Source organism: Streptomyces sp. NPDC057486 (assembly GCF_042802415.1).
GTDB lineage: Bacteria > Actinomycetota > Actinomycetes > Streptomycetales > Streptomycetaceae > Streptomyces > Streptomyces yanii.
Genome location: NZ_JBHVEE010000018.1, coordinates 42,388 through 66,973, shown reverse-complemented (window position 1 = coordinate 66,973; position 24,586 = coordinate 42,388). Strand labels below are relative to the sequence as shown.

Here is a 24,586-nt window from a genome sequence, read left to right as displayed (position 1 = left end):
CATGCACGTCCTCGTGGTGCACAACCGCTACGCCTCGGCGCAGCCGAGCGGCGAGAACAAGGTCGTCGACCAGGAGGTGGCGCTGCTGCGTGCGGCCGGCCACCGGGTCGAGGTGTTCGAGCGGCGCAGCGACGACATCGCCGACCGGTCCCTCCTTGCCAAGGCCGCGCTACCGCTGCTTGTGCCGTGGAACCCGGCGGTCCGCGCAGAGCTCGCCGCCCGGCTTCGCACCGAGCGGCCGGACGTGGTCCACGTCCACAACGTCTTCCCCCTCCTGTCGCCCGCGGTGCTGGCCGCCTGCGCCGACGCCGGCGTACCCGTCGTCGCCACGCTGCACAACTACACCCAGGTCTGCCCGCCCGGCACGCTGCAGCGGGACGGCCAACCGTGCACCAGGTGCGTCGGCTCTGCACCACTGCCCGCCATCCGCCACGGCTGCTACCGGAACTCCCGGCTGGCGACGGTGCCGCTCGCGGTCAGCCTGTCGGTCAACCGGCGGCGGTGGTGGTCCGGCGTGGAGCGGTTCTTCTGCATCTCCGTGGCACAGCGCGACGTCCTGGTGCGGGCCGGCATGCCGGGCGAGCGGCTGGCGGTGAAGCACAACTTCGTGCCCGACCCGGGCGCCTGCCGAGCCGGCGCCGGCGAGCATCTGCTCTATCTCGGCCGACTCGCGGAGGCCAAGGGCGTGCGACTGCTCATGGCCGCGTGGGACGAGATCGCCACTGACGGCGGTGTGGGCGTGCCACTCGTGATCGCCGGCGCGGGGCCGCTGGAGCCAGAGGTGACCGCCTGGGCGGCGGGCCGGGACGACGTGCGGTACGTCGGCCTGTACGACCCGGCCCAGTGCCGGGAGGCCGTCGCGCGGTCGGTCGCCGTGGTGGCTCCCTCGACATGGCTGGAGGCGTTCGGCCTCGTGGTCGTGGAGGCGATGGCGGCGGGGGTCCCGACCGTCGCCGCCGGTCACGGCGCCTTCGTCGAACTCGTCGAGGACGGGGTGACCGGGCTGCTGCACCAGCCGGGCGAGCCCACCTCGCTCGCGTCCTGCATGCGCCGGATCACGGCCGAGCCGGCCCTGGGCCGGGAGATGGGCCAGGCGGCCCGGCGCCGTTACGAGCAGGGGTTCAGCCCGGCCGTCGGCCTTGAGCGCCTGGTGGAGGAGTACCGCACCGCGATCGCGGGTCGGTCAGCACTGGCTCGCGGCGGGGACACCCGCGCGAGCAAGGATGGGGACAGTAGATGACACGATGCCGACTCTGCGGCTCAAAAGCGATGGCGAGCGTCGTCGATCTCGGGGCGACGCCACCATGTGAGAGCTTTCTCGCCGCGGACCAACTGGATCAACCGGAGCCGGCGTACCCGCTGCACCTGCGGGTCTGCACCGACTGCTGGCTGGCGCAGATCCCTCCGCTGATCACGCCGGAGGAGACGTTCACGCAGTACGCGTACTTCTCCTCCTACTCGACCTCCTGGGTGGAGCACGCGCGCACGTTCGTCGGCGACGCCGTACAGCGCCTTGCTCTCGGCCCCGACGCCTTCGTGGTCGAGGTCGCGAGCAACGACGGGTACCTGCTGAGGCACATGGTGGACCGGGGGATCCGCTGCCTCGGCATCGAGCCGTCGGTGAACGTCGGCGCCGCGGCGCGGGACGCGGGTGTGCCCACGCTCACGCAGTTCCTGGACCCGGCCACCGGCTCGGCCGTCCGCGCCGAGCACGGCCCGGCGGACCTGGTGGTGGCCAACAACGTGTACGCGCACATCCCCGACGTGGTCGGGTTCACCCGGGGGCTGCGCGCCCTGGTCGCCGACGACGGCTGGGTCTCCATCGAGGTGCAGCACCTGTTGACCCTGATCGAGGAGAACCAGTACGACACGATCTACCACGAGCACTTCCAGTACTACACGGTCGCGTCCGCGACCCGGGCGCTGGCGAGCGGCGGACTCGCGCTCGTGGACGTCGAGTTGCTGCCCACGCACGGCGGCTCCATCCGGCTGTGGGCCCGGCCGGCCGAGGTGGCCGGCGAGCCGACCAATGGGGTATCCCCTGCTCGAGCGGAGCCGAGAGCTTGGGGAAGGGTGGCCGACGTGCTGGACCGGGAGAAGGCCGCCGGGCTGCAGGAGCTGTCCGGGTACACCGAGTTCTCCGCTCGGGTGGCCAAGGTGCGTCGGGAACTCCTGCGGTTCCTCATCGAGGCGGCCGAGCGCGGCGAGACGGTCGTCGGCTACGGCGCCCCGGGCAAGGGCAACACCCTGCTCAACCACTGCGGCATCCGGCCCGACCTGCTCCCGTACACGGTCGACCGCAACCCCTACAAACACGGCAGGTTCACCCCGGGCACCCGCATCCCGATCCTGCCGCCCGAGCAGATCAGCGCCGACAGACCGGACTACGTGCTGGTCCTCCCGTGGAACCTGCGGGACGAGCTGGTCGAGCAACTGTCCTTCGTGCACGCCTGGGGCGGCCGGCTGGTCTTCCCCGTCCCGGAACTGAGCATTGTCGAGGTCAAGTCATGAAGGTCGTACTGTTCTGCGGCGGTTATGGGCTGCGTATGCGCAGCGGAGCCTCCGACGACATGCCCAAGCCGATGGCGATGGTCGGCCCGCGGCCGCTGATCTGGCATGTCATGCGCTACTACGCGTACTTCGGGCACACGGAGTTCATCCTGTGTCTCGGGTACGGGGCGCACCACATCAAGAACTTCTTCCTCAACTACGAGGAGACGACGTCCAACGACTTCGTGCTGCGGGGCGGGCGGACCGAGCTGCTGTCCACCGACATCGCCGACTGGACGATCACATTCGCACAGACCGGCATCGAGTCACCGATCGGGGAGCGGCTGCGCCGGGTGCGGCACCACTTGGACGGCGACGAGATGTTCCTCGCCAACTACGCCGACGTGCTCACCGATGCCCCGCTGCCGAAGATGATCGACCGGTTCGCCCGGCGCGACGCCGGTGCGTCGATGATGGTGGTGCCGCCGCAGTCCTCGTTCCACTGCGTGGACCTGGGCGAGGACGGCCTGGTGGGGGGCATCACCGCGGTGAGCGAACTACCGCTGTGGGAGAACGGCGGCTACTTCGTGCTCCGCCAGGAGGTCTTCGACCACATCCCGGAGAACGGGGACCTGGTCGCCGACGGATGCGCCCAACTGGCCAAGCGCGGCCGGTTGGTGGCGCACCAGCACCGCGGCTTCTGGAAGCCGACCGACACCGTGAAGGAGCGGGCCGCGCTCGACGACGCGTACGCCCGGGGCGACCGCCCGTGGACCGTGTGGGAACGGGGCGGCGCGGGAGCGAACGCCGGAGTGGGGATCGCATGATCCAGCTCAGCGCCAAGCGCCTGGACCGGATCGTCGCGGCGGGCGCGCACTGCGACGACATCGCCATCGGCGCCGGCGGCACGCTGCTGACGCTGTGCCTCGCGCGGCCGGGTATCCGCGTCGACGCGCTGGTGCTCTCCGGCGGTGGCAGCGAGCGGGAGCAGGAGGAACGGGCCGCGCTCGCCGCCTTCTGCCCGGGCGCCGACCTGCGGCTGACCGTGCTCAAGCTGCCGGACGGCCGGCTGCCCGCGCGCTGGGACGAGGCCAAGGCCGCGATCGAGGAGCTGCGTCTGCAGACCGAGCCGGATCTGATCCTCGCGCCGCGTACCGATGACGCGCACCAGGATCACCGCGGCCTGGCGCAGTTGCTGCCCACCGCGTTCCGCGACCACCTGGTGCTCGGCTACGAGATCGTCAAGTGGGACGGCGACCTCGGCCGTCCGGCGGCGTACCAGCCGCTGTCGCCGGCGATCGCCGAACAGAAGGTGCGGCTGCTGCAGGAGCACTACCCCTCGCAGCGGCACCGGCCCTGGTACGACCGGGAAGCCTTCCTCGGGCTGGCCCGGATCCGCGGCATCGAATGCCACGCGCGCTACGCCGAGGCGTTCGCCGTCACCAAACTCACTCTCGACCTGGGGGAATGAACCTTGCGCGTACTGCTGACCGGACACCAGGGCTACCTGGGCACCGTGATGGCCCCGGTCCTCGCGGCCGCCGGACACGAGGTCGTCGGTCTTGACGCCGGCCTGTTCGCCGACTGCGTCCTCGGCCCGACACCCGCGGACCCGCCGGGGGTTGGGGTATCCCCTGCTCGAGCGGAGCCGAGAGCTTGGGGAAGGGTGGACCTGCGCGACGTCACGGCCGACCACGTGGCCGGGGTGGACGCCGTGATCCACCTGGCCGCACTGTCCAACGACCCGCTGGGATCGCTGGCGCCGGACCTCACCTACGACATCAACCACCACGCGTCCGTGCGGCTGGCCCGGCTGGCCCGCGACGCCGGAGTGCGGCGCTTCTTGTACGCGTCGACCTGCTCGGTCTACGGCGCCGCCGGCGGCGACGACCTGGTGGCCGAGGACGCCCCGCTGCGCCCGGTGACGCCGTACGCGGAGTCCAAGGTGCGCGTGGAGGACGACCTGCACGCGCTGGCCGACGGCGACTTCACCCCGGTGTTCATGCGCAACGCCACCGCCTTCGGCTACTCGCCCCGGCTGCGCGCCGACATCGTGCTGAACAACCTGGTGGGCCACGCGCTCCTGTCCGGCGAGGTCCTTGTGCTCTCCGACGGCACCCCCTGGCGCCCGCTGGTGCACGCCGCCGACATCGCACGGGCTTTCACGGCCGCGCTGAGCGCGCCACGCGAGGCGGTGCACGACCGCGCGTTCAACATCGGCAGCGAGATCAACAACGTCACAGTCGCCGAGATCGCCGAGCAGGTCACCGAGGCGGTGTCCGGCGCGAAGGTGGTGATCACCGGGGAGACCGGTGCCGATCCGCGGTCGTACCGGGTGGACTTCTCCCGGTTCCGCGCCGCGATTCCCGGCTTCGACTGCGAGTGGACGGTGAAGCAGGGCGCGCTCGAACTCGCCGACGCCTACCGGAAATACGGGCTGACCCGGGAGGACTTCGAGCGACGCTTCACCCGCCTTGCCGTGCTGCGCGCGGCGTCCGACGCCGGCGCCGTCGACGACACGCTGCGGTGGCGCCGATGACCGCGGTAGGCGAGCAGATGCACGCGCTGGTGGAGCGTCTGTACCCGCTGTGCCGGAGCATCACCGGCGACGGGGTGCGCGCCACCCTGGACATCATCGGCGAGTACGTTCCGCTGCAGGTGCACGAGGTGCCGACCGGGGCGCAGGTGCTCGACTGGACGGTGCCGCAGGAGTGGAACATCCGGGACGCGTACATCGCCGACAGCGCCGGCAAGCGGGTCGTCGACTTCGCCGCGTCCAGCCTGCACGTGCTCGGGTACAGCGTGCCGGTGTCGGCGACCATGCCGCTGGCCGAGCTCCGCGCGCACCTGCACACCCTCCCGGAGCACCCGACCTGGGTGCCGTACCGCACCAGCTACTACAAGCCGGAATGGGGGTTCTGCCTGGCCCAGGAGACCTTGGACGCACTGCCGGACGGCGAGTACGAGGTGCGCATCGACTCCACGCTCGCGGACGGCCACCTCACCTACGCCGAACACGTGGTCCCCGGGCAGGTCCCCGACGAGGTGATCGTCTCCTGCCACGTCTGCCACCCGTCGCTGGCCAACGACAACCTGGCCGGCATCGCGGTGGCGACGTTCCTGGCCGGCGCGCTGGCGCATGAGACGCCGTACTACACCTATCGGTTCATCTACGCGCCCGGCACCATCGGGGCGATCACCTGGCTGGCCCGCAACGCGGAGCGGGTGGATGGGGCATCCCCTGCTCGAGCGGAGCCGAGAGCTGGGGGAAGGGTCAAGCACGGGCTCGTACTGGCCTGCGCCGGCGACTCGGGGCAGCTGACGTACAAGCAGAGCAGACGCGGCGACGCGGAGATCGACCGGGTGATGCGACATGTGCTGGCCGCCTCCGAACGCCCGCACCGCGTCGACGAGTTCACCCCGTACGGGTACGACGAGCGGCAGTACTGTTCGCCCGGGTTCGATCTCGGCGTCGGCTCGCTCAGCCGGACCCCGTACGCCGGGTACCCCGAGTACCACACCTCGGCTGACAACCCGGACTTCGTCTCCCCGGAGGCGATGGCGGACACCCTTGCGGTCTGCCGCGAGGCGTTCGCCGTGCTCGACCGCAACCGGCGGTACCTCAACCTCAGTCCCTACGGCGAACCGCAGCTGGGCCGACGCGGGTTGTACGACTCGCTCGGCGGCCGCAGCGACGCGAAGCAGGCTCAGATGGCCATGCTCTGGGTGCTCAGCCTCTCCGACGGCGAGCACGGTCTGCTGGACGTCGCCGAGCGGTCCGGGCTGCCGTTCGACACCGTCGCCGCCGCGGCCGATGCCCTGCACGACGCCGGACTGATCAAGGCATGATGCGGATGACCACCGAGGTGGAGAAGGCGACGGCTCCGGCGGGATCCACCCGGCGGGCCTTCGTCGGCCGGCGGGCCTTCGTCGGCCGGCTGTCCTGGGGGCTGGCCGACCAGGCGGCCTCCAGCATCAGCAACTTCGCGGTGGGGATCTACGTGGCCCGCTCGCTGGGGGTGACCGCGTTCGGCGTGTTCAGCCTCGCCTGGGTGACCTACGGCGTCGTGCTCAACGTCTCCCGGGGCCTTGCCACCGACCCGCTCGTGGTGCGCTTCAGCGGCGTGTCGGACACGGCCTGGCGCGGGGCGGTGGCCCGGTCGTCGGGTGCCGCGCTCGGCGTCGGAGTCGCGATCGGTGCGGCGTGTCTGGTGGCCGGCCTCGCTCTCGGCGGCCACGTGGGGCCCGCATTCGCCTGTCTCGGCGTCATGCTGCCGGGACTGCTCCTCCAGGACGCCTGGCGGTACTCGTTCTTCGCCGCGGGCACCGGGAAGAAGGCGTTCGTCAACGACGTCGTATGGGGCGTCGCGCTCGTCCCGGCCCTGGTGGTGGCGGCCCAGGTGGGCAGCGTGGCCGCTTTCGTGCTCGCCTGGGGTGCCTCCGCCACGGTGGCTGCGGGGTACGGCTACGTCCAGTCCGGCATCCGGCCCCGGATGACGCGGGCACGCGCGTGGCTCCGCGAGCAACGCGACCTCGGCTACCGGTACCTGGTCGAGAACGTCAGCCTCAGCGGCGCGAGCCAGCTGCGGGCGTACGGGCTCGGCGCGATCGTCGGGGTCGGCGCGGTGGGTGCGGTCCGGGGCGCCGAGCTCCTGCTCGGCCCGTTCCTCGCCGTGCTGATGGGTCTCTCGCTGGTCACTGTCGCGGAGGCGGCACGGGTGCTGCGGCGCGCCCCGCACCGCCTGGGCACGTTCTGCCTCCTGCTGGGAGGCGGGCAGGCCGTCGCCGCGCTGCTCTGGGGCGGGGCGCTGCTCCTGATGCCGGACCGGCTCGGCGAGCTCGTGCTCGGCGACGTCTGGCACTCCGCCGCACAGCTCATCGTGCCGGTCACTCTCGGCGTCGCAGGCTCCGGCCTCGGCACCGGCGCCGCGGCCGGGCTGCGCGCGCTCGCCGCGGCCCGGCACAGCCTGCGCTGCCAGCTGTTCGCCTCCGCCTGCTACGTGGCGGGCGGGCTCGGCGGCGCCGCCCTGGCCGGCACGGTCGGCTCGGCCTGGGGCGTCGCCACCGCGACCCTCGCCGCCTCCGCCGTGTGGTGGCTCCAGCTGCGCTCCGCCCTGCGCGAGCACCACCAGGACTCCATTCCCGAAGTGAGGACGCCATGACCGCACGCCCCAGGCTGAGCATCGGCCTGCCCGTGTACAACGGCGAGGAGTACCTCGCCGAGTCGCTCGATGCCCTCCTCGGCCAGACCTACGAGGACTTCGAGCTGGTCATCTCCGACAACGCCTCGACCGACGGGACCGAGGAGATCTGCCGCAAGTACGTCGCGCAGGACTCGCGCATCCGCTACCTCCGGCTGCCCCGGAACATCGGCGCCGCGCCGAACCACAACCACGTGTTCACCGAGTGCCGCGGCGAGCTGTTCAAGTGGGCCTCGCACGACGACCTGTACGCCCGGGACCTGCTGCGCCGCTGTGTGGAGGCGCTGGACGAGCGGCCGGACGTGGTCCTCGCGCACTCCGACCAGGCGGTCATCGACGGCGAAGGACAGGTGAAGGTCCCGTACGAGTACGGGCTCGCCACTGCCTCGCCGCACGCGCCGGAGCGCTTCCGCAGTTTCCTGTTCGAGCCCGGTGGCGACGACTTCTACGGGGTGATGCGTGCCGACATGCTGCGCCGGGTGAGGCCGCACGACAGCTACCACCACGCGGACCGCACGTTCGTCGCCGAGATCGTCCTGCGGGGGCCCTTCCATCAGGTGCCGGAGCTGCTGTACTTCCGCCGCGACCACCCCACCCGCGCCGAGCGGGCGAACCCGAGCAAGCGTTCACGGTGCGTCAACCTGGATCCGCGTCGGGCAGGCCCGCTGCACCCGACGCCCCGGCTGCTCGCCGAGTACGTCTCGGGCTTCGTCTCGGCGATCCGGCGGGCGCCGTTGTCCGCGGCCGACCGGCGCGCGTGCTACCGCCACCTGGGCGAGTGGATGACGAGCCGGGTCCGGCCGGGTGCCGGCGAGCGGGTCGAGGACCGCGCCCCGGTCGACCCGAGCCGGCTCACCGTCTCCGTCGACGCCCTCGTCGCCGGCCGTGAGGGTCGTGCAGGAGGGCAGGCATGACGTCCGCGGACCGAATCCCCGTGCGCGTCGGGGTGTTCGGCCTGCTCGGCTCCGGCAACCTCGGCAACGACGGGTCGCTCGAGGCCGTGCTCGGGTATCTCCGCACCGAGCACCCGGAGGCGGCCGTGGACGCGCTGTGCGGCGGACCCGAGGTCGTCACGGCCCGGTACGGGATCCCCGCGACGCGGCTGCACTGGTACCGCGGGGAGTACCGGACCGCGTCACGTGCGGGCGCGATCGCGGGCAAGGGGCTGGGCAAACTCGTCGACGTCGTCCGCACCGCCGTGTGGGTGCGCCGGCACGACGTGGTGATCGTGCCAGGCATGGGCGTCCTGGAGGCCACGCTGCCGCTGCGGCCGTGGGGCTTCCCGTACGCACTGTTCCTGCTCTGCGCATCCGGCCGGCTGTTCGGCACCAGGGTCGCACTGGTCGGCGTCGGCGCCGCCCCCATCGGCAACCGGCTGACCCGGACCCTGGTAAGCCGGTCGGCGCGGCTGGCCGCCTACCGGTCGTACCGGGACGACCAATCCCGCGACGCGCTACGGGAGATGGGCGTGGACACCGCGCGCGACGAGGTCCACCCGGACCTCGCGTTCGCCCTGCCGACACCACGGGCCGGCGCACCCTCGGGCCCGCCGGGCCCGGTCTGCGTCGGCGTCATGGACTTCCACGGCGGCAACGACGACCGTGCCCGAGCCGAGGAGATCCACCGGCGCTACCTCGACGGGACGATCCGCTTCGTCCGCGCGCTGGTCGAGGACGGCAGGCCGGTCAGGCTGCTCACCGGCGACAAGTGCGATGCGCCGGTGGTCGCCGCGATCCTCGACGTGGTGGACTCGCCGCTGGTCACCGCTGCCGAGGCGGCCTCACTCGCCGACCTGATGAAGGAGACGGCGGCTGCCGACACCGTGGTGGCGATCCGGTACCACAACCTGATCTGCGCGCTGAAGGTCGGCACGCCGACGCTCGCACTCAGCTATGCGGCGAAGAGCGACGCGCTCATGGCCCAGATGGGCCTTGCCGCGTACTGCCACCCGGCTCGCGACGTCGACGCCGACCGGCTGCTCGAGCAGTTCCGGGCGCTGGAGCAGCGATCGGCCGAGCTGCGGCAGACCCTCACCGAGCGGAACCTGGCCGCCGCGCAGCGCCTTGAGCACCAGTTCACCGCCTTGACCGCGGCCCTGTTCCCGGCGGCCGACCACACCCACGCCTTGCGGGAGGCTTCATGAAGGCGACCGAGGTCGCGGCGATCGACGGCGCGTACCTGTTCGAGCCGACGCCGTACGCCGACGAGCGCGGCTTCTTCTGCCGCACCTTCGACGCCGACGTGGTCCGCTCGGTGGGCCTCGACCCGGACGCCTTCGTCCAGGACAGCGTGTCCCGCTCGGTCCGGGGCGTACTGCGCGGCCTGCACCTGCGCTCCGGCGCCGGCGAGTCCAAGCTGGTGCGGTGCTCGTACGGGAGGATCTTCGACGTCGTCGTGGACCTGCGGACGGACTCGCCGACCTACCGCAACCGGGCCTTCTTCGAGCTGTCCGGCGAGACCCAGGTGACCCTGTACATCCCGGCGGGGTGCGCGCACGGCTTCCAGGCGCTGACCGAAACCGCCGACACCTCGTACCGGATCGACCGCCCGCACGATCCGGCCGAGGACGTGACGATCGCCTTCGACGACCCGGAGCTCGCCATTCCCTGGCCGCTGCCGGCCACATCGATGTCCCAGCGGGACGGGGAGGCGCCGAGCCTCGCCGAGGTCCTGAAGCAAAGAGAGAAGTGAGGTCGGCGTGGACACCGAAGAGACCAAAGAAACCGATGAGTTCCTCCTGCCCCGGTCGCGGACGGCGAACGAGCGGCTGCACGCCATGATCCCCGGGGGCGCGCACACCTACGCCAAGGGCGACGACCAGTACCCCGAGAACCTGGCCCCGGTCATCAGCCACGGCCGCGGTGCCCACGTGTGGGACATCGATGGCAACCGCTACATCGAGTACGGCTCCGGCCTGCGGTCGGTCAGCCTCGGCCACGCCCACCCACGCGTGATCGAGGCGGTACGGCGAGAACTCGACCGCGGCAGCAACTTCGTCCGGCCGTCCATGGTGGAGGTCGAGGCCGCGGAACGCTTCCTGGCCACGGTACCGACCGCCGAGATGGTGAAGTTCGCGAAGAACGGCTCCGACGTCACCACCGCCGCGGTGCGCCTCGCCCGCGCCGTCACCGGGCGCCCGCGGGTGGCCATCTGCGCCGACCATCCGTTCTTCTCCGTCGACGACTGGTTCATCGGCACCACGCCGATGTCCGCCGGTATTCCGGCCGCGACCACCGAGCTCACCGTGGCGTTCCCCTACGGGGACCTGACCGCCACGGAGGAGTTGCTCACCCGGTACCAGGACGAGATCGCCTGCCTGATCCTCGAACCTGCAGGCCACACCGAGCCTTCCCCGAGCTCTCAACTTCGTTCGAGCAGGGGAGACCCCACTCCCGGGTACCTCGCCGGCCTGCGCGAACTGGCCGACCGGCACGGCTGCGTACTGATCTTCGATGAGATGATCACCGGCTTCCGCTGGTCCGAGGCGGGTGCCCAGGGCCTGTACGGCGTCGCCCCCGACCTCTCCACGTTCGGCAAGGCGCTGGGCAACGGGTTCGCCGTCTCCGCGCTGGCTGGGCGCCGCGATCTGATGGAGCGGGGCGGGCTGCGTCACTCCCGCGACCGGGTGTTCCTGCTGTCCAGCACGCACGGTGCGGAAACGCACTCCCTGGCAGCCGCGATGGCCGTGCAGAGCACCTACGTCGAGGAGGGCATCACCGCGCGACTGCATGCCCTCGGCGAGCGGTTGGCCGCCGGTGTCCGCGACGCCGCGGCCGGCATGGGCGTCGGCGACCACGTCGTCGTCCGGGGCCGGGCCAGCAACCTGGTCTTCGCCACCCTCGACGAGAACCGGCAGCCGTCGCAGCAGCACCGCACCCTGTTCCTGCGCCGACTCCTCGCGGGCGGAGTGCTGGCCCCGTCGTTCGTGGTGAGCAGTGCGCTTGACGACGCCGACATCGACCGCACCGTTGATGTGGTGGCCCAGGCATGTGCGGTGTACCGGAAGGCATTGGACGCCGCCGACCCCACCCCCTGGCTGGCCGGGCGACCCGTGAAGTCCGTATTCCGCCGCTTGGCATGACGAGACGTGACGCGGCGTCAGCGGCGCTCCCGCCGACCGACGTCGGCCATCCGGCCGGCGATCCGGTCGACCAGCCACGCGGTCGCCGGTACCACCGCCAGCGCGGTGCACCAGCCGCCGAGGACGTCGGTCGGGTAGTGCGCGCCCAGGGCGACCTGCGCCCATCCCATCGCGGCGCCGGCCACCAGCGCCGCGGCGAGCACGAGTGACGTCCCGGCCGTCCTGCCGAGCCCGAGCCGGCCGGTCGCGAGCAGCGCCACCACGAGGGCGAATGCGGTGAAGAAGGCCGTGTGCCCGCTCGGATAGGACAGGTTGCCGTCGCCGTGGATGGTGCGTCCCACCAGGTGCTTGAGCAGCGTCGCCGTCCCCACGCTCAGGCCGACGCCGACAACGACGAGCACCCCCGCGCGAGGACGCCGAAGCAGCAGGCAGCCCGTCACGGCGGCTACGACCAGCATCTCCGCTCCGGCGGGCTCCCCCAAGAAGTCCGTGGCCAGAGCGACGTTCCGCCACGGCAGCCGCACACCGTCCACCGCGTGCTGGAACCACCCGTCCACCCTGCCGGGCTTGTCGTGGCCGGCGTACAAGACCCCGAGCACGACGACCACCAGCGAGGCGAGGGCCGCGATCAGCCCGAGCCACGCGCGCAGCGACGGGGGCAGCACTCGAGGCGCCGGCCGGCCGGTCACACGCCCACCGCGTCCGGTCGGCCTGCGGTAGTGACCTTCGTGTCTGCCGTGCGCAGCGTCGGACGTTGCGGGATTACGTCGCCGCCCTGCCGGCGCCGCGGGACCGCAACAAGACGCTGACCTCGTTGGCGGAGCCGGTGACCGCGCCCCACGACGGCGGGGCGTTGTTTCCGGACGACTCCGGTGCCCGGAAGTCCGGGCACGCCACGGCCTGTGTGTCCCGTCAGTACCTCGGCTCCCGCGGACAGGTCGGAAAAGGCATCGTCGCGGCCGCCACCGCACGGATCGTCAGCCTGTACGGGCGGCTGCGCGGCTGGACCGAGCAAGATCATGAACCCGTCAAGCACGAACTGGGCCGGGCCGACTTCCAGGTCCTCTCCTGCCAGGCGATCCAACGCGAGCCCCCCGTCGTGTCCGACCCACCCTCCAGCGACCGTAACCGCCCCGCGGACACCCGCTCCTGACCTGTACGACTCCGCGGGAGTCGTCAGCCTGTGCAGCCACGAACTCGCCAGCCTGGCCATCGTCCTGGCCAAGGGAATCGGGATCAGCCTCTACTTTCACCCTAACCAACAATCCGGTCGCGGCAAACCACCGTCGGACAGTCGCGCAGTGTGAGCCGCGCCCTGTTTCGTAGCGCCCCTGAAGCCAGATCTATCACCTTGGCGTACAGAGACATACGAGCAGCGCCAAAACAACTCCGCAAGGAAATAGCGGAGTTAAAGCGGGCCAACAAGATCTTGAAGGCCGCTTCGGTGTTTCTTGTCCACGAGATCGACCGCCCCCGGACGAGGCCGAGCGAGCAGCCCATAGCCGTGATCGAGGAGTTCCACGCGACCTCCGGCGGCACCTATTCCGGCGATCCCGGCGAGATCGAGGCGCATTACCGCCACTGAGGACGGGCCCTCGGCGCGCTGCGGCCCGGTGCACCCGGCGAGGCTCCAGCGGGAAATCCTCGTCATCGCCGGGATGGTGATGAAGCTGAAGGAAGACCTGCCGCGTGACAACGACCAGGACGGTCTCAGAGGAGGTCCGCAACCTACTCGACTACCTTCTCAACGCGGAGATAGCCGCTTACACCAACACGGTCTGTGTGAGCGGGACGCGTGTCTCCTGGCATGCAACTGACCCCGGCATACCATTCCTGGTCAGCCGGGGAGACCCGACCCTTCAGGACTACCAGCGGTGGGCACAGGCCGGCGCCTACTCGGCCCTCCTGCTTGACGGGGCACTTCTGCAGATCACCTACGACATCGAGGCGGGAGAAATCGCAGGCCACCGACTCGCCTGTATCCCCCTGCCCCTATCGCCTGGACAGAGACCTCGTACGCCAGGAACCAATCCTTGATGTCATCGATCTCCACATGGCAACCGAGCCGACGAATATGGTTCTACACTCCGCGATCCGCTTCGACTTCAACCCCGGATCTGCCGCCACAGGGCATCCCGCAGCTCGCATGACCGTCAACTCTGCGGGCTGCCGGATCGCCTGCGCCGCACCAATGCACATCGGCCGATTCACCGACTTCATCTTTCCGGCACTTCTACCCTGACCTGTGGAAAGCCCATTACCCATTTTTCTGAAGCTCAGCCACCAAGCAGGCCGGCCCCCGCACACTCACCCATGAGGAGCGCAACACCTTGCACTTGTAATGGGGTTGAACGCCCCCCACGGCACAGCTGGTGGCACTGTCCAGGTGGGTCAGGCGGGCCGGCCGGTAGCGGGTGAGTACCCGGTGCATGGTCGAAGGAGCCAGGCCGAGGAAGCCGGCGATGCGGGACGGTCCCCACCGGCGCAGGAGCCGGACCTTGATGATCCGTCGTTCGGTCCGAGTCGGGGTGCGGCGCGGGCTCGCGTGCGGACGGCTTGAACGGTCCGCCATGCCTGCCTCGCCGGACAGCCGGTAACGGTATGCCCAACGCTGGGCCGTTGTGGGCGAGACCTGGAAGCGCTCGGCAGCCCGCCGCAGCGGCCAGCCGTCCTCAAGCGTCGGAATCCGGACGTGCTCGGCCGTTCGGAACCAGAACGGGAACGCTGCTGGAAGACTTGCTGCGACAGTCAGCCAGCCGGTTCGGGGGATGTGGAGCTGTGGCACAGCAACGCAAGGGGTATTACCGGGCAGCGCATTACGTGAAGCCCTCTTCAGCCTCCAGCCGGTGGAAGAAGCCGTCCACGGGCGCAATCCTGGTGGCCGGCATCCTGGCCATCGCCGGGTGGAACACCCTGGTCGGGAACGACTCCGGCGACACGGAAAAGAGCCCTCAGCCCCGCCCGTCCGGAGCATCAGCCCCTGCTGCCCCCGGTCAGTGACCGCGGCCGCGCCATAAGGCGGAGAGCCGCCGCCGCGCCTTCCCGGCCTCAGCGGTGCCACCGTCGGGCGTGCCGGTGCGCGGCTCCTGTGTCGCGGACGCGTGGCGGCGCAGTTCCTGCCAGGCTCCGTGCCATTGCTGGATCTGGTCGTCGGGGACGCCGCAGGCGGACAGGTAGGCGGCTGTGGTGGTCCAGGTGGCGGGGAGCGTGTCGAGGTTGACCAGTCTGCTGATGGTGCCTGTGGAGATGCGTCCGGCTGAGCGGCGGCTGACCTCCTGCTGAGTCAGTCCGCTGACTTCCCGCACGGCCGCAAGGTTCGTGAAGAAGCCGGTGACGGTGCTGATCGCAGACGGGTCGGGCCATGGGCGATGGTCCGGCTGCTCGGGGCCGGCTGCCGCGGTGACCGGTGCGGCAGGAAGGTCCGCATGGTTGCGCCCCATCGCCACGCGGGCACCGCTGTTGCGATTCCTGGCCTGCGGAACGGGATGCGCTCGCGCCTCCAGAGTCCGGCGCAGGTGGAGGTAGACGGTCTCCAGGTCGAGCAGTGGCGGGCCGCCGGGGACGCCGTGGCGCAGTGTGTCGAGGAGGGCGCCGGTGAAGGCTGTGTGGGTGTCGCCGACCGGTGCCAGGGCTGTGCGGGTCTCGGCGGAGGCGGCGAGGAGGAAAGTGCCTTCGACTGCGGCATGGTCGGCGAGCCCCTGAGGTGCGCTCATTCTGCCGAGGGCGAGGCCGCTGTAACAGCAGTCGAGGAGGACGATATGTCTCTGTGCGCAAGAGTCCAGGAGGATCTGGCGCAGCCAGTCGTAGTTCAGGCTGGTCTCGATACGGTCGGGCTGTGTGTGCGGCATGGCCAGGGCGAGCGCGTCGTGGGGGTCGATGAGGCCGTGGCCGGCGTAATAGACGAGCAGTGTGTCGGTGGCTTCGGCGGCTGCCTGGCGCAGCGAGTCCATCACGGCGCCTGCATCGGGCGGGTTCTCGACGACGGTCACGTGCGGGGCGGGCATGCGCAGGGACAGCGGGCCGCTCAGGAGGACGGCGAGGTCGGTCAGGTTGTTCGAGACGGCCGGTAACTGTTCCAGGTGGTCGTACCGGCTCGTGCCGATCAGGACCGCGCGTGAGGCCCCCGGGTCGGGCAGGACACTCACGTGTCGCGGTCCTCGTCCGCTGCGGCGTCCAGCGCTCTGGTGGCCCGCTCGATCTCCTCGGGCGAGCAGTCGGTGAGGACGATGACCGTGTCACCGTGGCGGATCTCCACTCGCGCCCGCTGCGGCCGGGTCTGCCGCCATGCCGCCAGCGCCAGTACGAACGATGCGGCGCTCCAGCCGTTGCCCGTCACCAGTCCCAGCACGTCGAGTACGGTGCCCATCTCCCCCGGCCGCGGCGTACTCCCCCGCACCTCGCTCACCGCGGACCTGCGCACATCCGGATCCGAACGCAGCCAACCCTGCAGCGAACGCAGCTCCCCCGCACCCGACTCCACATGCACCTCTAACCGCACCCAGGCCTCCCCACTTATGAGCACAGCCGCCACCACCGACGACCGCCGGTGGCCATCGTCCTCTACCAGCCCGGCACTTCGCGGTCGAACTCCACAAGATTGCCCCGAGTACCGCGGCGGCGGCACATCATTTTGTTAGCAGTTCTCATTGCACTGGGCCACTGGCACTGCCCGGCTGCTGCCCTGCCCGCTCAAGGGCCGCACGTCCGGGCCGGTGTTCCCGGCCGACTGCCGCGTCCCCATCCCCGGGCGCCGCGCCTTGGCCGCCACCGACATCTGTCCGGTCACCGGCCGCGGCCGACGTTCTCGACCACTGCTGCAAAGACGGTGGACGGCTCGGCGTCTGAGCTTGAGATCTCCCTGATGGCGGCGGCCTGAAGGCGCTGGTGATCGTTACGGTCTCCGCGCTGTCGGCCGGGTGCCATCGTGCCTATCGTCCAGGCCGTCCGACGCGTTCGCGCATGCCGATCAGACCATAGCCGCCGCGATGAGGGTGCCAGGCCGGGGCCGTCGGGGCATCGTCGGTGACCTCGACGGTGACGTCCCGCGGGTCCTGCTCGACGGTGACCGTGACCGAGCGGGCCTTGGGCGCGTGCCGCAGCACGTTGGTCAGCGCCTCCTGGACGGTGCTGGTCACCTCCGGCGGCCACGCGGTCTCCCCGTCCGGCAGGCTCAGGCGCACCGCGGGGCCGCCGCCTCCGGCCTCGTCATCGCCATCCACATCGGCGCCATGTACCTGCCCTCACCCCTGACCGGCTGGCTCGTCGACCGCTACGGCCGCATGAAGATCGCCGCCGCCTCCGGCATCACCCTCCTGGCCGCCGGTATCCTCGCCGCCGCAGCACCCGGCGACTCCGTCGGCCTCCTCGCGCTCGCCCTGGCCCTGCTCGGCCTCGGCTGGAACCTCGGCCTCGTCTCCGGAACGGCGATCATCACCGACACCGTCCCGCTGGCCACCCGCGCCAAGACCCAGGGCCTGGTCGACGTCTCCATCGCCGGCGCCACCGGCAACATGGCCTCCGGCATCCTGGTCGCCGCCACCAGTTATCCCATCCTCGCCCTCACCGGCGGCATCCTCTCCCTCGCCCTCCTGCCCGCCGTCGCCGCCACCGCCTACCGTCGATGACTCGCCACGACCTCCCCCCCTTCCCCGCACCCGGCCTCACGGCCGACGGCACCGGCCTGCTCTGCGTCACCCTCCTGCTCCGCCTGCGCAAGGAGACCGACGGCGCCGAGCCGGACACCATCGTGCACGTCATCGCCACCGACCTGGTGCAGCACCCCGACCTGGCGATCGGCGACACCCGCCCCCTCCCGTACACAGAACGGCGCGCCCTGCTCCTGGAACTGCTCGCGGAGGTCGGTCCGCCGATCCAGCCCGTACCGGCAACTGACGACCGGGATGTGGCGGAGCACTGGTACGAGGCACTCCAGGCGCAGGGCCTTGAAGGGATCGTGGCCAAGCAGGGCACGTCCGCGTACCCGTCTGGGCGCCGGAAGCGGGTGAAGGGTCGAGGACGGACGTCCGGTTCTGCACTGCCCGTTGAAAAGGTCTTCGGGCGCGTCAGCCCGGGAGAACCGCAGGACCATGCTCTGACTCATGCCGAGTTGCCGGGCCACGGACCGCTTGTTGTGCCCGGCGGCCAGCAGTGCGTGAATCGGGCGACTTCGCAAGCCGCCCGGGGACGCTCAGCCGTCACTCACCGTGGCCACTGCACGAAAGCCGAGCCAGAACCTGAGAACGGGCAGCACCTCGCCCGGCGCCTGCGGGGTCGGGCGAGTGAGCCTGTCGGTGCGACAGTCGGAAGCCCGCTGTTGCGGGCCGGTTCCCGCGGGGGCAGCCCGGTCCCGGTTCAGCTCAGCCGGGCAGCGGCATACGCCTCGATGGCGTTCCGCTGGTACGCGGCCAGACCCGGTGTGATCGCCTCGTATGCGGCGCGCCAGGCGTCGTTGTCCACGCAGGAGCGTCCCATGGCGCGGTACTCCTCGGCGGACACGGCCCGCAGTTGGACCAGGGCCCGGTACTGGGCGTCGATCTCGGCCTGCACAGGCTCGGCGTCGGCCGGGTGGCCGGCGGCCATCAGCTCGGCCAGCCGGATCATCTGCGCCGTGCGCTCGCGCTGTCCGGCCTCGACGTCCTGCGGGGTCATCGCGGCGACCCTGCGGGCGACCTCCTCGGCATGCTCGGGGAAGTCATGCAGGCTCTCCTCGTACTGGGAGGGCTGCACGCCCTCGAACAGGTTCTCCGGTCGGTTGATGGCGGTCATGGTTCTGCCGTCCTTCCTGGACTGCTCCAGTTCGGTGATCGTGCGGGAGACGGTGCCGGCCAGGGCGTCGAGCCGGTCCCGCTCGGCGAGCAGCCGCCGGTAGTGGCCACGCAGGGCTTCCACCTCGTCGAGCTGCTCGGCCAGGATCCGGCCGATCTCGGGGAGTCCTACACCCAGTGCCCGCAGTACGAGAATCTGCTGCAGCTGCAGCAGCTGACGCTCCTCGTAGTAGCGGTGGCCGTTGGCTCCGATCCGGGCAGGCGGCAGCAGGCCGATCTCGTCGTAGTGCCGCAGGGTCCGGGCGGTCACGCCCGACATCCGAGCAACCTCCGCGATCGGCCAGTCCATCGCCGCCTCCCTCACAGACGCGTCACCGGGCCGGTCTCTCCGGCCCTGCTCAGGACGGTAGAAGCTGCCGCAACGACAACTTCAACCCCGGAACCCGGGCGAACCCGATTCCCGGCTTCGCGACCGTACGGACGACGCCCACGGCGGACCCAGGTGGAGGGCGACAGGGCCCTCCACTTTCAGCCCGTGTCCACGACGTACCGAATCGCGTCCACGATCTCGCGCCGCGGGTGCTTCTCCGGCGGACCGCCGGCCTTTGTCCCGCAGGCCGGCTTTGGCAGGTGCAGTCACCTGTGTTGCAGATCCTTCTGCGTCCGTCCCGCGTACTGCGCGAAGCGGCTATGCGATGGCCACGGAGGCTGTTGGCCGGGGCAAGTCAATCGACATCAAGACGGTCTTGTCCGTGCCCGGTTCGTCTCCTCGGTTGGTATCGAGCCAGCGAGTGACCGTGCTTGCAGTGATGTCCCATTTGCGGGCGAGGAGTTGCGCGACCGCGTCGATGTCGCTCAGTCGGGCAGGGCGTATCTGGGGCTTGATCATGTATGCAGTCTTCCCTCCTTCGGGGCGGCACCGGCCTTGCCCTTGGTGAACGGGCGCGTCGCAGCGACGGGCACGACGGACTGCAGCTGCGTGGGTGCGGTGGGGGCGGGGCATCCGCCCCTGGAATCTTGACTGCGGCGCTTCTCGCCGTCCGGGCTTACGGTTGCACCGCCCGCGCCAGGAGCTGTCCCGTAACCCCTGGCGGGCGCACGACGCCGGTTACGGCACCTCGCTGCGTTGCCGGAACGCCCGAATACATCCAGTACGAGGACGCTCCTCCGTCGTGCGTTGCACCGTATCCGACGCCGCGCGCTGTTCCGCCAGGGGTTACGGGACAGCCCTCAGTCGTCGCGGAGCAGGCGTAGTTGAAGGGTCTTCTCCAGGGTCTGGGAAGCGGCGGAGCGTGGGCGGCCCGGTGCGGCAAGGGCGGGTGTGGCGCTGGTCGGGCTGGGTTTCTTGTGAGTCTGAAGGCGGTGGGCCGGGCGTTCGTAGCGTCGCGGAATCCGGATGGGCAGGCCGGAGCGAGTCTGCCCTGCCGGCGGGTAGGGGCGCTGCGGGCCCTTCCAGATGCGGGGCATGTCGGTGTTCATGTAGTCGCTCACCACTTGGTCACGAAGGTAGTCGTAGTCGGGGCCGTTCGCGGCTGTGGTCATCAGTAGGACGGGGTGTTGGGGCGGCACGGCCGCGGGGCCGTCCGCGACGCGGATCTCGACCACAGCCGGAGGCTGGCGGGCGTAGGTTTGCGCGATCCGGTCCCAGGCTCGTTCCCACGGTCTGACTTTGCGGGGGGAAGCGCCGAGGGCTTCCATGAACGCGGTGACGTGCTCGCGGGAAGGGACCGCTTCCCCCCGCAGGACAGCGCTCAGACTGCTCTTCGGGAGCCGGAAGTGCCGGCCGTCAGCGGTTCGCCCGGCCTCGGATTGCAAGTAGCCCAGAGACGGCTGGCCTTCCCGAGCACGGACCTGGATCATCGCCCGGCGTAACTGGCCGAAGGTCTCGATCAGTTCCGGGTGAGTGAGTGCGGAGCGCACCGAGGTGGCCAGGTCCTGAAACTCTGTGGCGGTCTCCTCCCGACGCCGGAGTTCTTCCTCGGAGCGGCGGGCGGCTTTCCACAGGCGGATCGCTTCTGCGGGGTCGGCTTCGCAGGCGCGTGCGTAGGCTTCGACGAGTTGACGGGAGGGGACTTTCCCGCTGGCGCCGCGCGAGAGCATGGACGCGGTGAACCGGTATCCGATCAGTTTGGCCATCGTCGCGTAGGTGACGCCTCGGCGCTCGCGCTGGGCACGTAGCCACAGCGCGAGCGCTTCGGACTGCCGGGTCTCTGCGGCGACGGCGTTCTCACGCCGTCCCATGGGTGGGTCAGACTGCCTCGGGCGAGGGCGCTGTCGTCGTGCGCATCGCCCTCAGCGAGCTGACGGCGACGTAGAGGGCGCCCGCGATGAACTCAACAGCGCCGAACATCGGCAGACCAGCCAGGGCGAGGGCTCCTGCCACGAGGATGACGACGAGGATGATGACCACCTCGCCAGGCGTCAGCGCGCCCGGAGAGGCGCTGGGCGAGAACGGTGTGAGAGGTGATGAACGCATGCATGTCTCCAACTGGCGTCGTGTCAGAACCCGTAATCGGGCGTGGACTTGGGCTGCACCGTGACAGCTGACGGGGACTTCCAGGTCTGGTCCGTCAACCTGCGGGCGATCCTCTCACCAGTAACCGACCATCACAATGCGTGCCTCTTCGTGCAAGGGCGTTGATTCACAAACGTCCAGAGCACGGGTCCACGATGCAGGCGAACGGGTGGACGAGCCGGCAGCCGATCATCAGGAGGCCGCAGGTCAGGAGAGTGAAACCAATATTTTCATTCGTTTCCGTCCATCCGGCGTTGCCGAAGACACGCACGCGATGACACCCTCCTAGCAACGCTGTCTCGGGTACTCGTGCCCGAGGTTTCCCTGGCGTCGTGGCTGCACCATGGAACAGGGACCGGGCATCACCGCGTTCCAGCGCGGCGCCCCAGAGGGTGGCGCATCCTCACCGGATGCGGCCACCCTCCGCACTCTCATAAGCCGAAGTGGTCAACCGGTTCATGGATTCCGTCCCTGCACACGTGCGGCCTCGGAGGTGACGGCCTCGCCCAGAGTGATCGCCGCCGTGCTGGTGACCTGCTTGAGCGAGTACCGGACGGGGTGCGGCTGGGCTGTGTCGGCAGGTGCAGGCGGGCGACACCGGCCGGGAGCTCGGCGCGCAGCGCTCCGTGCCAGCGGATCCGCAGCGCAGGTCCGCAAAGGGCCTCGTCGCGGAGCTTGTCCACGGCGGTACTGGCATCCTCGCGGTCGATCTCGACAACGACGGGGAGGCGTCGCCGTTCCTGCGGAGGGTGCAGTAGAGGCGCAGGCATACCTGACGGTTCCTGCCCGGCCGCAGCTGGGCCCGGGCTTGGCGGCCCTCCTTCTTACGGGCCTGCTTCTCCGCCTCCCACATCGTCAGGTCGAGCTCCCGCCGCGCCTGCGCCTCCGCGCGCGGTGGGCCACGTCACCCGAGCGCGTCCGCGCTTCGCACTTAAGGTGACGCCCGGAGGTGGAGAATGCGAGTGGGGTTGCACGCGCTCGGTATCGGTGACGGTGCCCGTCCCGAGGTGATCCGTGCGGTGGCCACAGCCGCGGAGACGCACGGCTTCGCAAGGCTCTGGTGCGGCGAGCACGTGGTGCTCGTGGACACGCCCGCCTCGCGCTACCCCTACTCCGCGGACGGCCGGATCGCTGTGCCCGCGGACGCGGACTGGCTGGACCCGCTGCTTGCCCTGACCTTCGCGGCGGCGGTCACCAGCCGGATCGAGCTCGCCTCCGGCGTACTCCTGCTGCCTGAGCACAACCCGGTCCTGGTCGCCAAACAGGCCGCCACACTCGATGTGCTCTCCGCCGGACGGTTCAGCCTCGGGGTCGGGGTCGGCTGGTCGGCCGAGGAATTCGCAGCGCTCGCAGTCCCCTTCGCCGAGCGCGGGCGGCGCACCGAGGAGTACCTCGCCGCGATGCGCGCCCTCTGGGCCGAGGACCCGGCCTCCTTCGCAGGGGAGTTCACCCGCTTCGACGCGATCCGGGTCAACCCGAAGCCGCTGCGCGGCGGCCGGCTCCCGGTCGTGGTCGGCGGCAACAGCGACGCCGCCTTGCGCCGCGCGGCCACGCTCGCCGACGGCTGGTACGGCTTCAACATCCCGGCGGCCGACGTCCCGGCGCACATCGCCGTTCTCGCCGATGAGTGCGCCCACCACGGTCGCGCTCTTGACGAACTCACGGTCGCCGTCGCGCTGAACGACGGCATCCCGGAGCAGCTCCCCGCACTCGGTGCGGCGGGCGTCACCGAACTCGTCGTCGTCGGCGCACCCCCGCCCGCTCCCGACGCGGCGGCCACCTGGGTCGCGGAACTCGCCCGGACCTGGATTCGCCCGGAGGAATGACCAGGGCCGGCCGGAGCACCAGCCGCACCCTTTCACGCCCGCAAGGCGTCCCTGATGGGGATCTTTGAATGTCCCCGCCCCTCGCTCAGGGGGAAGACAGACCTGCTCGCACGAGCTCCCCATGCCTGGCGCGCCGAGAAGCCGTCCGGCCGACAGACCGGTCGGTGCCGAACCACAACGGAAGACGGGGCCGGGTCACACGGCCGGTGCAGCGCGACGCCCCGGGAGGACCGTCCCCTGTGGCGCCGGTTATTGTTCCCGGTCCAGAGGGATGGCGGGGATTGAGGGAAACATCGTGGCGCAGCACCTGGGGCCGCTGGAGCTGGTCGGAGACCGGTGGATGATCGGGGATCCGAAACGGAAGGACGGCCTGTGCGTGGTGCTCACGCCCGAGGGCGTCGAGCACTACAGGCGTGCGGATCCCGCGCCTCAGTCCGTCGTCCGGTGGTCCCAGTTCGTACAACTGGGTGTCGATGCGACCTGCTGGAAGTGGGAGGCCACCCGTACCGGAGGTTTCGTCGGCGCATTCGGCAGTACCCCTTATCGGACCGGGCGTGACGGCTGCTCCCTGCAGGGGCTGCTCCGCCACCCGTCCGAGCCGTGGTCGGCGCGGTACACGCACCACAAGCGCCACTACACGGGCAGCCATGTGTTCCTGCTGAAGGCCCTGGTTCGCAAGCTTTCCGAGGCGAAGGCACTGGATCGTCTCGGTGATCCACAATGGCTGGGTGCGGCCGTCGACGAGTTGTCACCGGTGACCGCATGGCTTCCCAGCTCGGGCAACCGCCTGGTGCAGGAGACCATCGAGAGCCTCGGCGCCTGAGATGTCGTCACGGCCCGCACACTGCAGGAGCGGGAGGCCCTGACCCACTTGTCCCTCGCTCAACGAAGTGGGGAGCCCGGTTGAGCCTGGGGAAACCGATCCCCCATCACCTCCGGGGACAAGATGACTGATGGGCCGGTTGATCGGTCGCCGTGAGCGTGGATTGCGCACGTCCTGTCCGCAGCTCGCGCGACGAGTCGGCGCATCCGCCCCCAGCCGGCCGGCTGAGGTCGGGGGGCGGGACGGTCCCCTGGACCTTCAGCTTCCCGGGCCGGTGGTCGCGGGTCCCGCGAGCGGCGCCGCGTCGAGCAGGACGGCCGCGGCGGCGCGGGCGGTGGTGGAGGCCGACGGGTCGCGGTCCATCCACGCGGACAGTGCGGCGCCGTCGTAGAGCAGGTGCAGCCGGCGGGCCAGCCCCTCGGGGTCGGCGTAGCCGGCTTCGGCGGCCAGTTCGGTGAACAGGCCGCGCACCCAGGCCCGGTAGTCGTCAGCCGCGCGGCTGATCGAACTGTCGTCCGGCGCCTCGGCGGTGGCCCGCACGAACGCGCAGCCGTTGTACTGGGGGGCGGTGAAGGACTCGCCCAGTGCGTCGAAGACGCCGAGCAGGCGTTCGCGGGGGGTCCTGAAGCGGGTCAGGGTCCGCAGGATCCGGTCCTGGATGCGCGTCTTGCGGGACTCCAGGTAGGCGCAGACCAGGCTTTCCTTGTTCCCGAAGGTGTTGTAGAGGGATGCCTTGGCGACTCCGGCATGCTCGATGATGCGGTCGATGCCGACGGTCTGCACGCCCTCGCTGTAGAAGAGCTCGTTGGCGGCCTTGAGCAGGCGCTCCCGTGCAGACGGTTTCGTTGCGGTCCTGGTCGCCATGACGATCATCCCTTCAGACAGA

27 protein-coding genes and 3 pseudogenes are annotated in these 24,586 nt (G+C 70.5%); 18 read left to right on the top strand and 12 right to left on the bottom strand.

Features of this window, described 5'->3' with window-relative positions:
• The first annotated feature begins 1 nt into the window (after position 1).
• From ACFU6I_RS11785 to ACFU6I_RS11735, 11 genes are read left to right on the top strand one after another with little or no spacing between them, the layout of a single operon-like run.
• A complete protein-coding gene (locus ACFU6I_RS11785; protein WP_384364168.1) occupies positions 2-1,240 on the top strand; it encodes a glycosyltransferase in 1,239 nt (412 codons plus the stop codon).
• Positions 1,237-2,511, top strand: a complete 1,275-nt coding sequence (locus ACFU6I_RS11780; RefSeq protein ID WP_384364166.1) for a class I SAM-dependent methyltransferase — start codon at positions 1,237-1,239, stop codon at positions 2,509-2,511. Before ACFU6I_RS11785 ends, ACFU6I_RS11780 begins: the two co-directional genes overlap by 4 nt.
• Positions 2,508-3,317 (top strand): glucose-1-phosphate cytidylyltransferase, encoded by an 810-nt coding sequence (locus tag ACFU6I_RS11775; protein ID WP_384364164.1) that lies wholly within the window; start codon positions 2,508-2,510, stop codon positions 3,315-3,317. The genes ACFU6I_RS11780 and ACFU6I_RS11775 overlap by 4 nt, the downstream gene beginning before the upstream one ends.
• On the top strand, positions 3,314-3,961 hold the full coding sequence (locus tag ACFU6I_RS11770) for a PIG-L deacetylase family protein (protein WP_384364162.1): 648 nt from the start codon (positions 3,314-3,316) through the stop codon (positions 3,959-3,961). The genes ACFU6I_RS11775 and ACFU6I_RS11770 overlap by 4 nt, the downstream gene beginning before the upstream one ends.
• Positions 3,962-3,964: 3 nt before the next feature.
• The gene (locus ACFU6I_RS11765) at positions 3,965-5,029 is read left to right on the top strand and encodes an NAD-dependent epimerase/dehydratase family protein (RefSeq protein WP_384364160.1); all 1,065 of its coding nucleotides are present in this window, start codon (positions 3,965-3,967) and stop codon (positions 5,027-5,029) included.
• The gene (locus ACFU6I_RS11760; protein WP_384364158.1) at positions 5,017-6,339 is read left to right on the top strand and encodes a DUF4910 domain-containing protein; all 1,323 of its coding nucleotides are present in this window, start codon (positions 5,017-5,019) and stop codon (positions 6,337-6,339) included. The genes ACFU6I_RS11765 and ACFU6I_RS11760 overlap by 13 nt, the downstream gene beginning before the upstream one ends.
• Before the next feature lie 5 nt (positions 6,340-6,344).
• Positions 6,345-7,652 carry a hypothetical protein gene (locus ACFU6I_RS11755; protein ID WP_384364156.1) on the top strand — a complete coding sequence of 436 codons (1,308 nt, stop codon included), beginning with the start codon at positions 6,345-6,347 and terminating at the stop codon, positions 7,650-7,652.
• Positions 7,649-8,605: a glycosyltransferase family 2 protein gene (locus ACFU6I_RS11750; RefSeq protein WP_384364154.1), complete on the top strand. Its 957-nt coding sequence runs from the start codon at positions 7,649-7,651 to the stop codon at positions 8,603-8,605. Before ACFU6I_RS11755 ends, ACFU6I_RS11750 begins: the two co-directional genes overlap by 4 nt.
• Entirely contained in the window at positions 8,602-9,834 is a 1,233-nt protein-coding gene (locus ACFU6I_RS11745; protein ID WP_384364152.1) for a polysaccharide pyruvyl transferase family protein, read from the top strand. Before ACFU6I_RS11750 ends, ACFU6I_RS11745 begins: the two co-directional genes overlap by 4 nt.
• On the top strand, positions 9,831-10,382 hold the full coding sequence (gene rfbC, locus ACFU6I_RS11740; protein ID WP_384364151.1) for a dTDP-4-dehydrorhamnose 3,5-epimerase: 552 nt from the start codon (positions 9,831-9,833) through the stop codon (positions 10,380-10,382). The genes ACFU6I_RS11745 and rfbC overlap by 4 nt, the downstream gene beginning before the upstream one ends.
• A 7-nt stretch (positions 10,383-10,389) precedes the next feature.
• Complete coding sequence (locus tag ACFU6I_RS11735; protein ID WP_384364149.1) at positions 10,390-11,772, top strand: glutamate-1-semialdehyde 2,1-aminomutase; 1,383 nt, start codon at positions 10,390-10,392, stop codon at positions 11,770-11,772.
• Between the two features lie 17 nt (positions 11,773-11,789).
• Here the strand turns inward: ACFU6I_RS11735 and ACFU6I_RS11730 are convergent, their stop codons facing one another.
• Positions 11,790-12,461 carry a phosphatase PAP2 family protein gene (locus tag ACFU6I_RS11730; RefSeq protein WP_384364147.1) on the bottom strand — a complete coding sequence of 224 codons (672 nt, stop codon included), beginning with the start codon at positions 12,459-12,461 and terminating at the stop codon, positions 11,790-11,792.
• A gap of 65 nt (positions 12,462-12,526) precedes the next feature.
• On the opposite strand from ACFU6I_RS11730, the gene ACFU6I_RS11725 reads away from it, so the two are divergent.
• From ACFU6I_RS11725 to ACFU6I_RS11710, 4 genes are all read left to right on the top strand, one after another.
• Positions 12,527-12,925 (top strand): transposase, encoded by a 399-nt coding sequence (locus ACFU6I_RS11725; RefSeq protein ID WP_384364145.1) that lies wholly within the window; start codon positions 12,527-12,529, stop codon positions 12,923-12,925.
• Positions 12,926-13,075: 150 nt separating this feature from the next.
• Positions 13,076-13,357 (top strand): hypothetical protein, encoded by a 282-nt coding sequence (locus tag ACFU6I_RS11720; RefSeq protein WP_384364216.1) that lies wholly within the window; start codon positions 13,076-13,078, stop codon positions 13,355-13,357.
• 104 nt (positions 13,358-13,461) lie between these two features.
• Positions 13,462-13,809, top strand: a complete 348-nt coding sequence (locus tag ACFU6I_RS11715; protein ID WP_384364143.1) for a DUF2290 domain-containing protein — start codon at positions 13,462-13,464, stop codon at positions 13,807-13,809.
• Between the two features lie 16 nt (positions 13,810-13,825).
• The gene (locus ACFU6I_RS11710; RefSeq protein WP_384364141.1) at positions 13,826-14,014 is read left to right on the top strand and encodes a DUF2290 domain-containing protein; all 189 of its coding nucleotides are present in this window, start codon (positions 13,826-13,828) and stop codon (positions 14,012-14,014) included.
• Between the two features lie 117 nt (positions 14,015-14,131).
• Here the strand turns inward: ACFU6I_RS11710 and ACFU6I_RS11705 are convergent.
• The 4 genes and pseudogenes from ACFU6I_RS11705 to ACFU6I_RS11690 all read right to left on the bottom strand — a co-directional run.
• Positions 14,132-14,458: pseudogene (locus ACFU6I_RS11705) on the bottom strand (helix-turn-helix domain-containing protein); the annotation flags it as partial.
• 307 nt (positions 14,459-14,765) lie between these two features.
• Positions 14,766-15,917 carry a caspase family protein gene (locus tag ACFU6I_RS11700; RefSeq protein ID WP_384364139.1) on the bottom strand — a complete coding sequence of 384 codons (1,152 nt, stop codon included), beginning with the start codon at positions 15,915-15,917 and terminating at the stop codon, positions 14,766-14,768.
• The gene (locus ACFU6I_RS11695) at positions 15,914-16,270 is read right to left on the bottom strand and encodes a hypothetical protein (RefSeq protein WP_384364137.1); all 357 of its coding nucleotides are present in this window, start codon (positions 16,268-16,270) and stop codon (positions 15,914-15,916) included. Before ACFU6I_RS11695 ends, ACFU6I_RS11700 begins: the two co-directional genes overlap by 4 nt.
• 430 nt (positions 16,271-16,700) lie before the next feature.
• The gene (locus ACFU6I_RS11690; RefSeq protein WP_384364135.1) at positions 16,701-16,907 is read right to left on the bottom strand and encodes a sensor histidine kinase; all 207 of its coding nucleotides are present in this window, start codon (positions 16,905-16,907) and stop codon (positions 16,701-16,703) included.
• 48 nt (positions 16,908-16,955) lie between these two features.
• Here ACFU6I_RS11690 and ACFU6I_RS11685 point away from each other — a divergent pair.
• Positions 16,956-17,396, top strand: a pseudogene (locus tag ACFU6I_RS11685) (MFS transporter); the annotation flags it as partial.
• Here the strand turns inward: ACFU6I_RS11685 and ACFU6I_RS11680 are convergent.
• The 6 genes and pseudogenes from ACFU6I_RS11680 to ACFU6I_RS11655 form a co-directional block, all read right to left on the bottom strand.
• Complete coding sequence (locus tag ACFU6I_RS11680; protein WP_384364133.1) at positions 17,384-17,686, bottom strand: hypothetical protein; 303 nt, start codon at positions 17,684-17,686, stop codon at positions 17,384-17,386. The pseudogene ACFU6I_RS11685 and the gene ACFU6I_RS11680 sit on opposite strands and share 13 nt — an antisense overlap.
• A 437-nt stretch (positions 17,687-18,123) precedes the next feature.
• Positions 18,124-18,885 carry a MerR family transcriptional regulator gene (locus ACFU6I_RS11675; RefSeq protein ID WP_384364131.1) on the bottom strand — a complete coding sequence of 254 codons (762 nt, stop codon included), beginning with the start codon at positions 18,883-18,885 and terminating at the stop codon, positions 18,124-18,126.
• Positions 18,886-19,067: 182 nt separating this feature from the next.
• Positions 19,068-19,166, bottom strand: a pseudogene (locus ACFU6I_RS11670) (IS5/IS1182 family transposase); the annotation flags it as partial.
• Between the two features lie 58 nt (positions 19,167-19,224).
• The gene (locus ACFU6I_RS11665; protein WP_384364129.1) at positions 19,225-19,425 is read right to left on the bottom strand and encodes a hypothetical protein; all 201 of its coding nucleotides are present in this window, start codon (positions 19,423-19,425) and stop codon (positions 19,225-19,227) included.
• Positions 19,426-19,766: 341 nt separating this feature from the next.
• Positions 19,767-20,777 (bottom strand): helix-turn-helix domain-containing protein, encoded by a 1,011-nt coding sequence (locus tag ACFU6I_RS11660; RefSeq protein WP_384364127.1) that lies wholly within the window; start codon positions 20,775-20,777, stop codon positions 19,767-19,769.
• 7 nt (positions 20,778-20,784) lie between these two features.
• Complete coding sequence (locus ACFU6I_RS11655) at positions 20,785-21,012, bottom strand: hypothetical protein (RefSeq protein WP_384364125.1); 228 nt, start codon at positions 21,010-21,012, stop codon at positions 20,785-20,787.
• A gap of 995 nt (positions 21,013-22,007) precedes the next feature.
• Between ACFU6I_RS11655 and ACFU6I_RS11650 the strand changes: the two genes are divergently transcribed.
• Both ACFU6I_RS11650 and ACFU6I_RS11645 read left to right on the top strand, forming a co-directional pair.
• Positions 22,008-22,877: an LLM class F420-dependent oxidoreductase gene (locus tag ACFU6I_RS11650; RefSeq protein ID WP_384364123.1), complete on the top strand. Its 870-nt coding sequence runs from the start codon at positions 22,008-22,010 to the stop codon at positions 22,875-22,877.
• A gap of 295 nt (positions 22,878-23,172) precedes the next feature.
• A complete protein-coding gene (locus ACFU6I_RS11645; RefSeq protein ID WP_384364121.1) occupies positions 23,173-23,700 on the top strand; it encodes a hypothetical protein in 528 nt (175 codons plus the stop codon).
• A gap of 258 nt (positions 23,701-23,958) precedes the next feature.
• Here the strand turns inward: ACFU6I_RS11645 and ACFU6I_RS11640 are convergent, their stop codons facing one another.
• On the bottom strand, positions 23,959-24,564 hold the full coding sequence (locus ACFU6I_RS11640) for a TetR/AcrR family transcriptional regulator (RefSeq protein ID WP_384364119.1): 606 nt from the start codon (positions 24,562-24,564) through the stop codon (positions 23,959-23,961).
• Between the last annotated feature and the right edge of the window lie 22 nt (positions 24,565-24,586).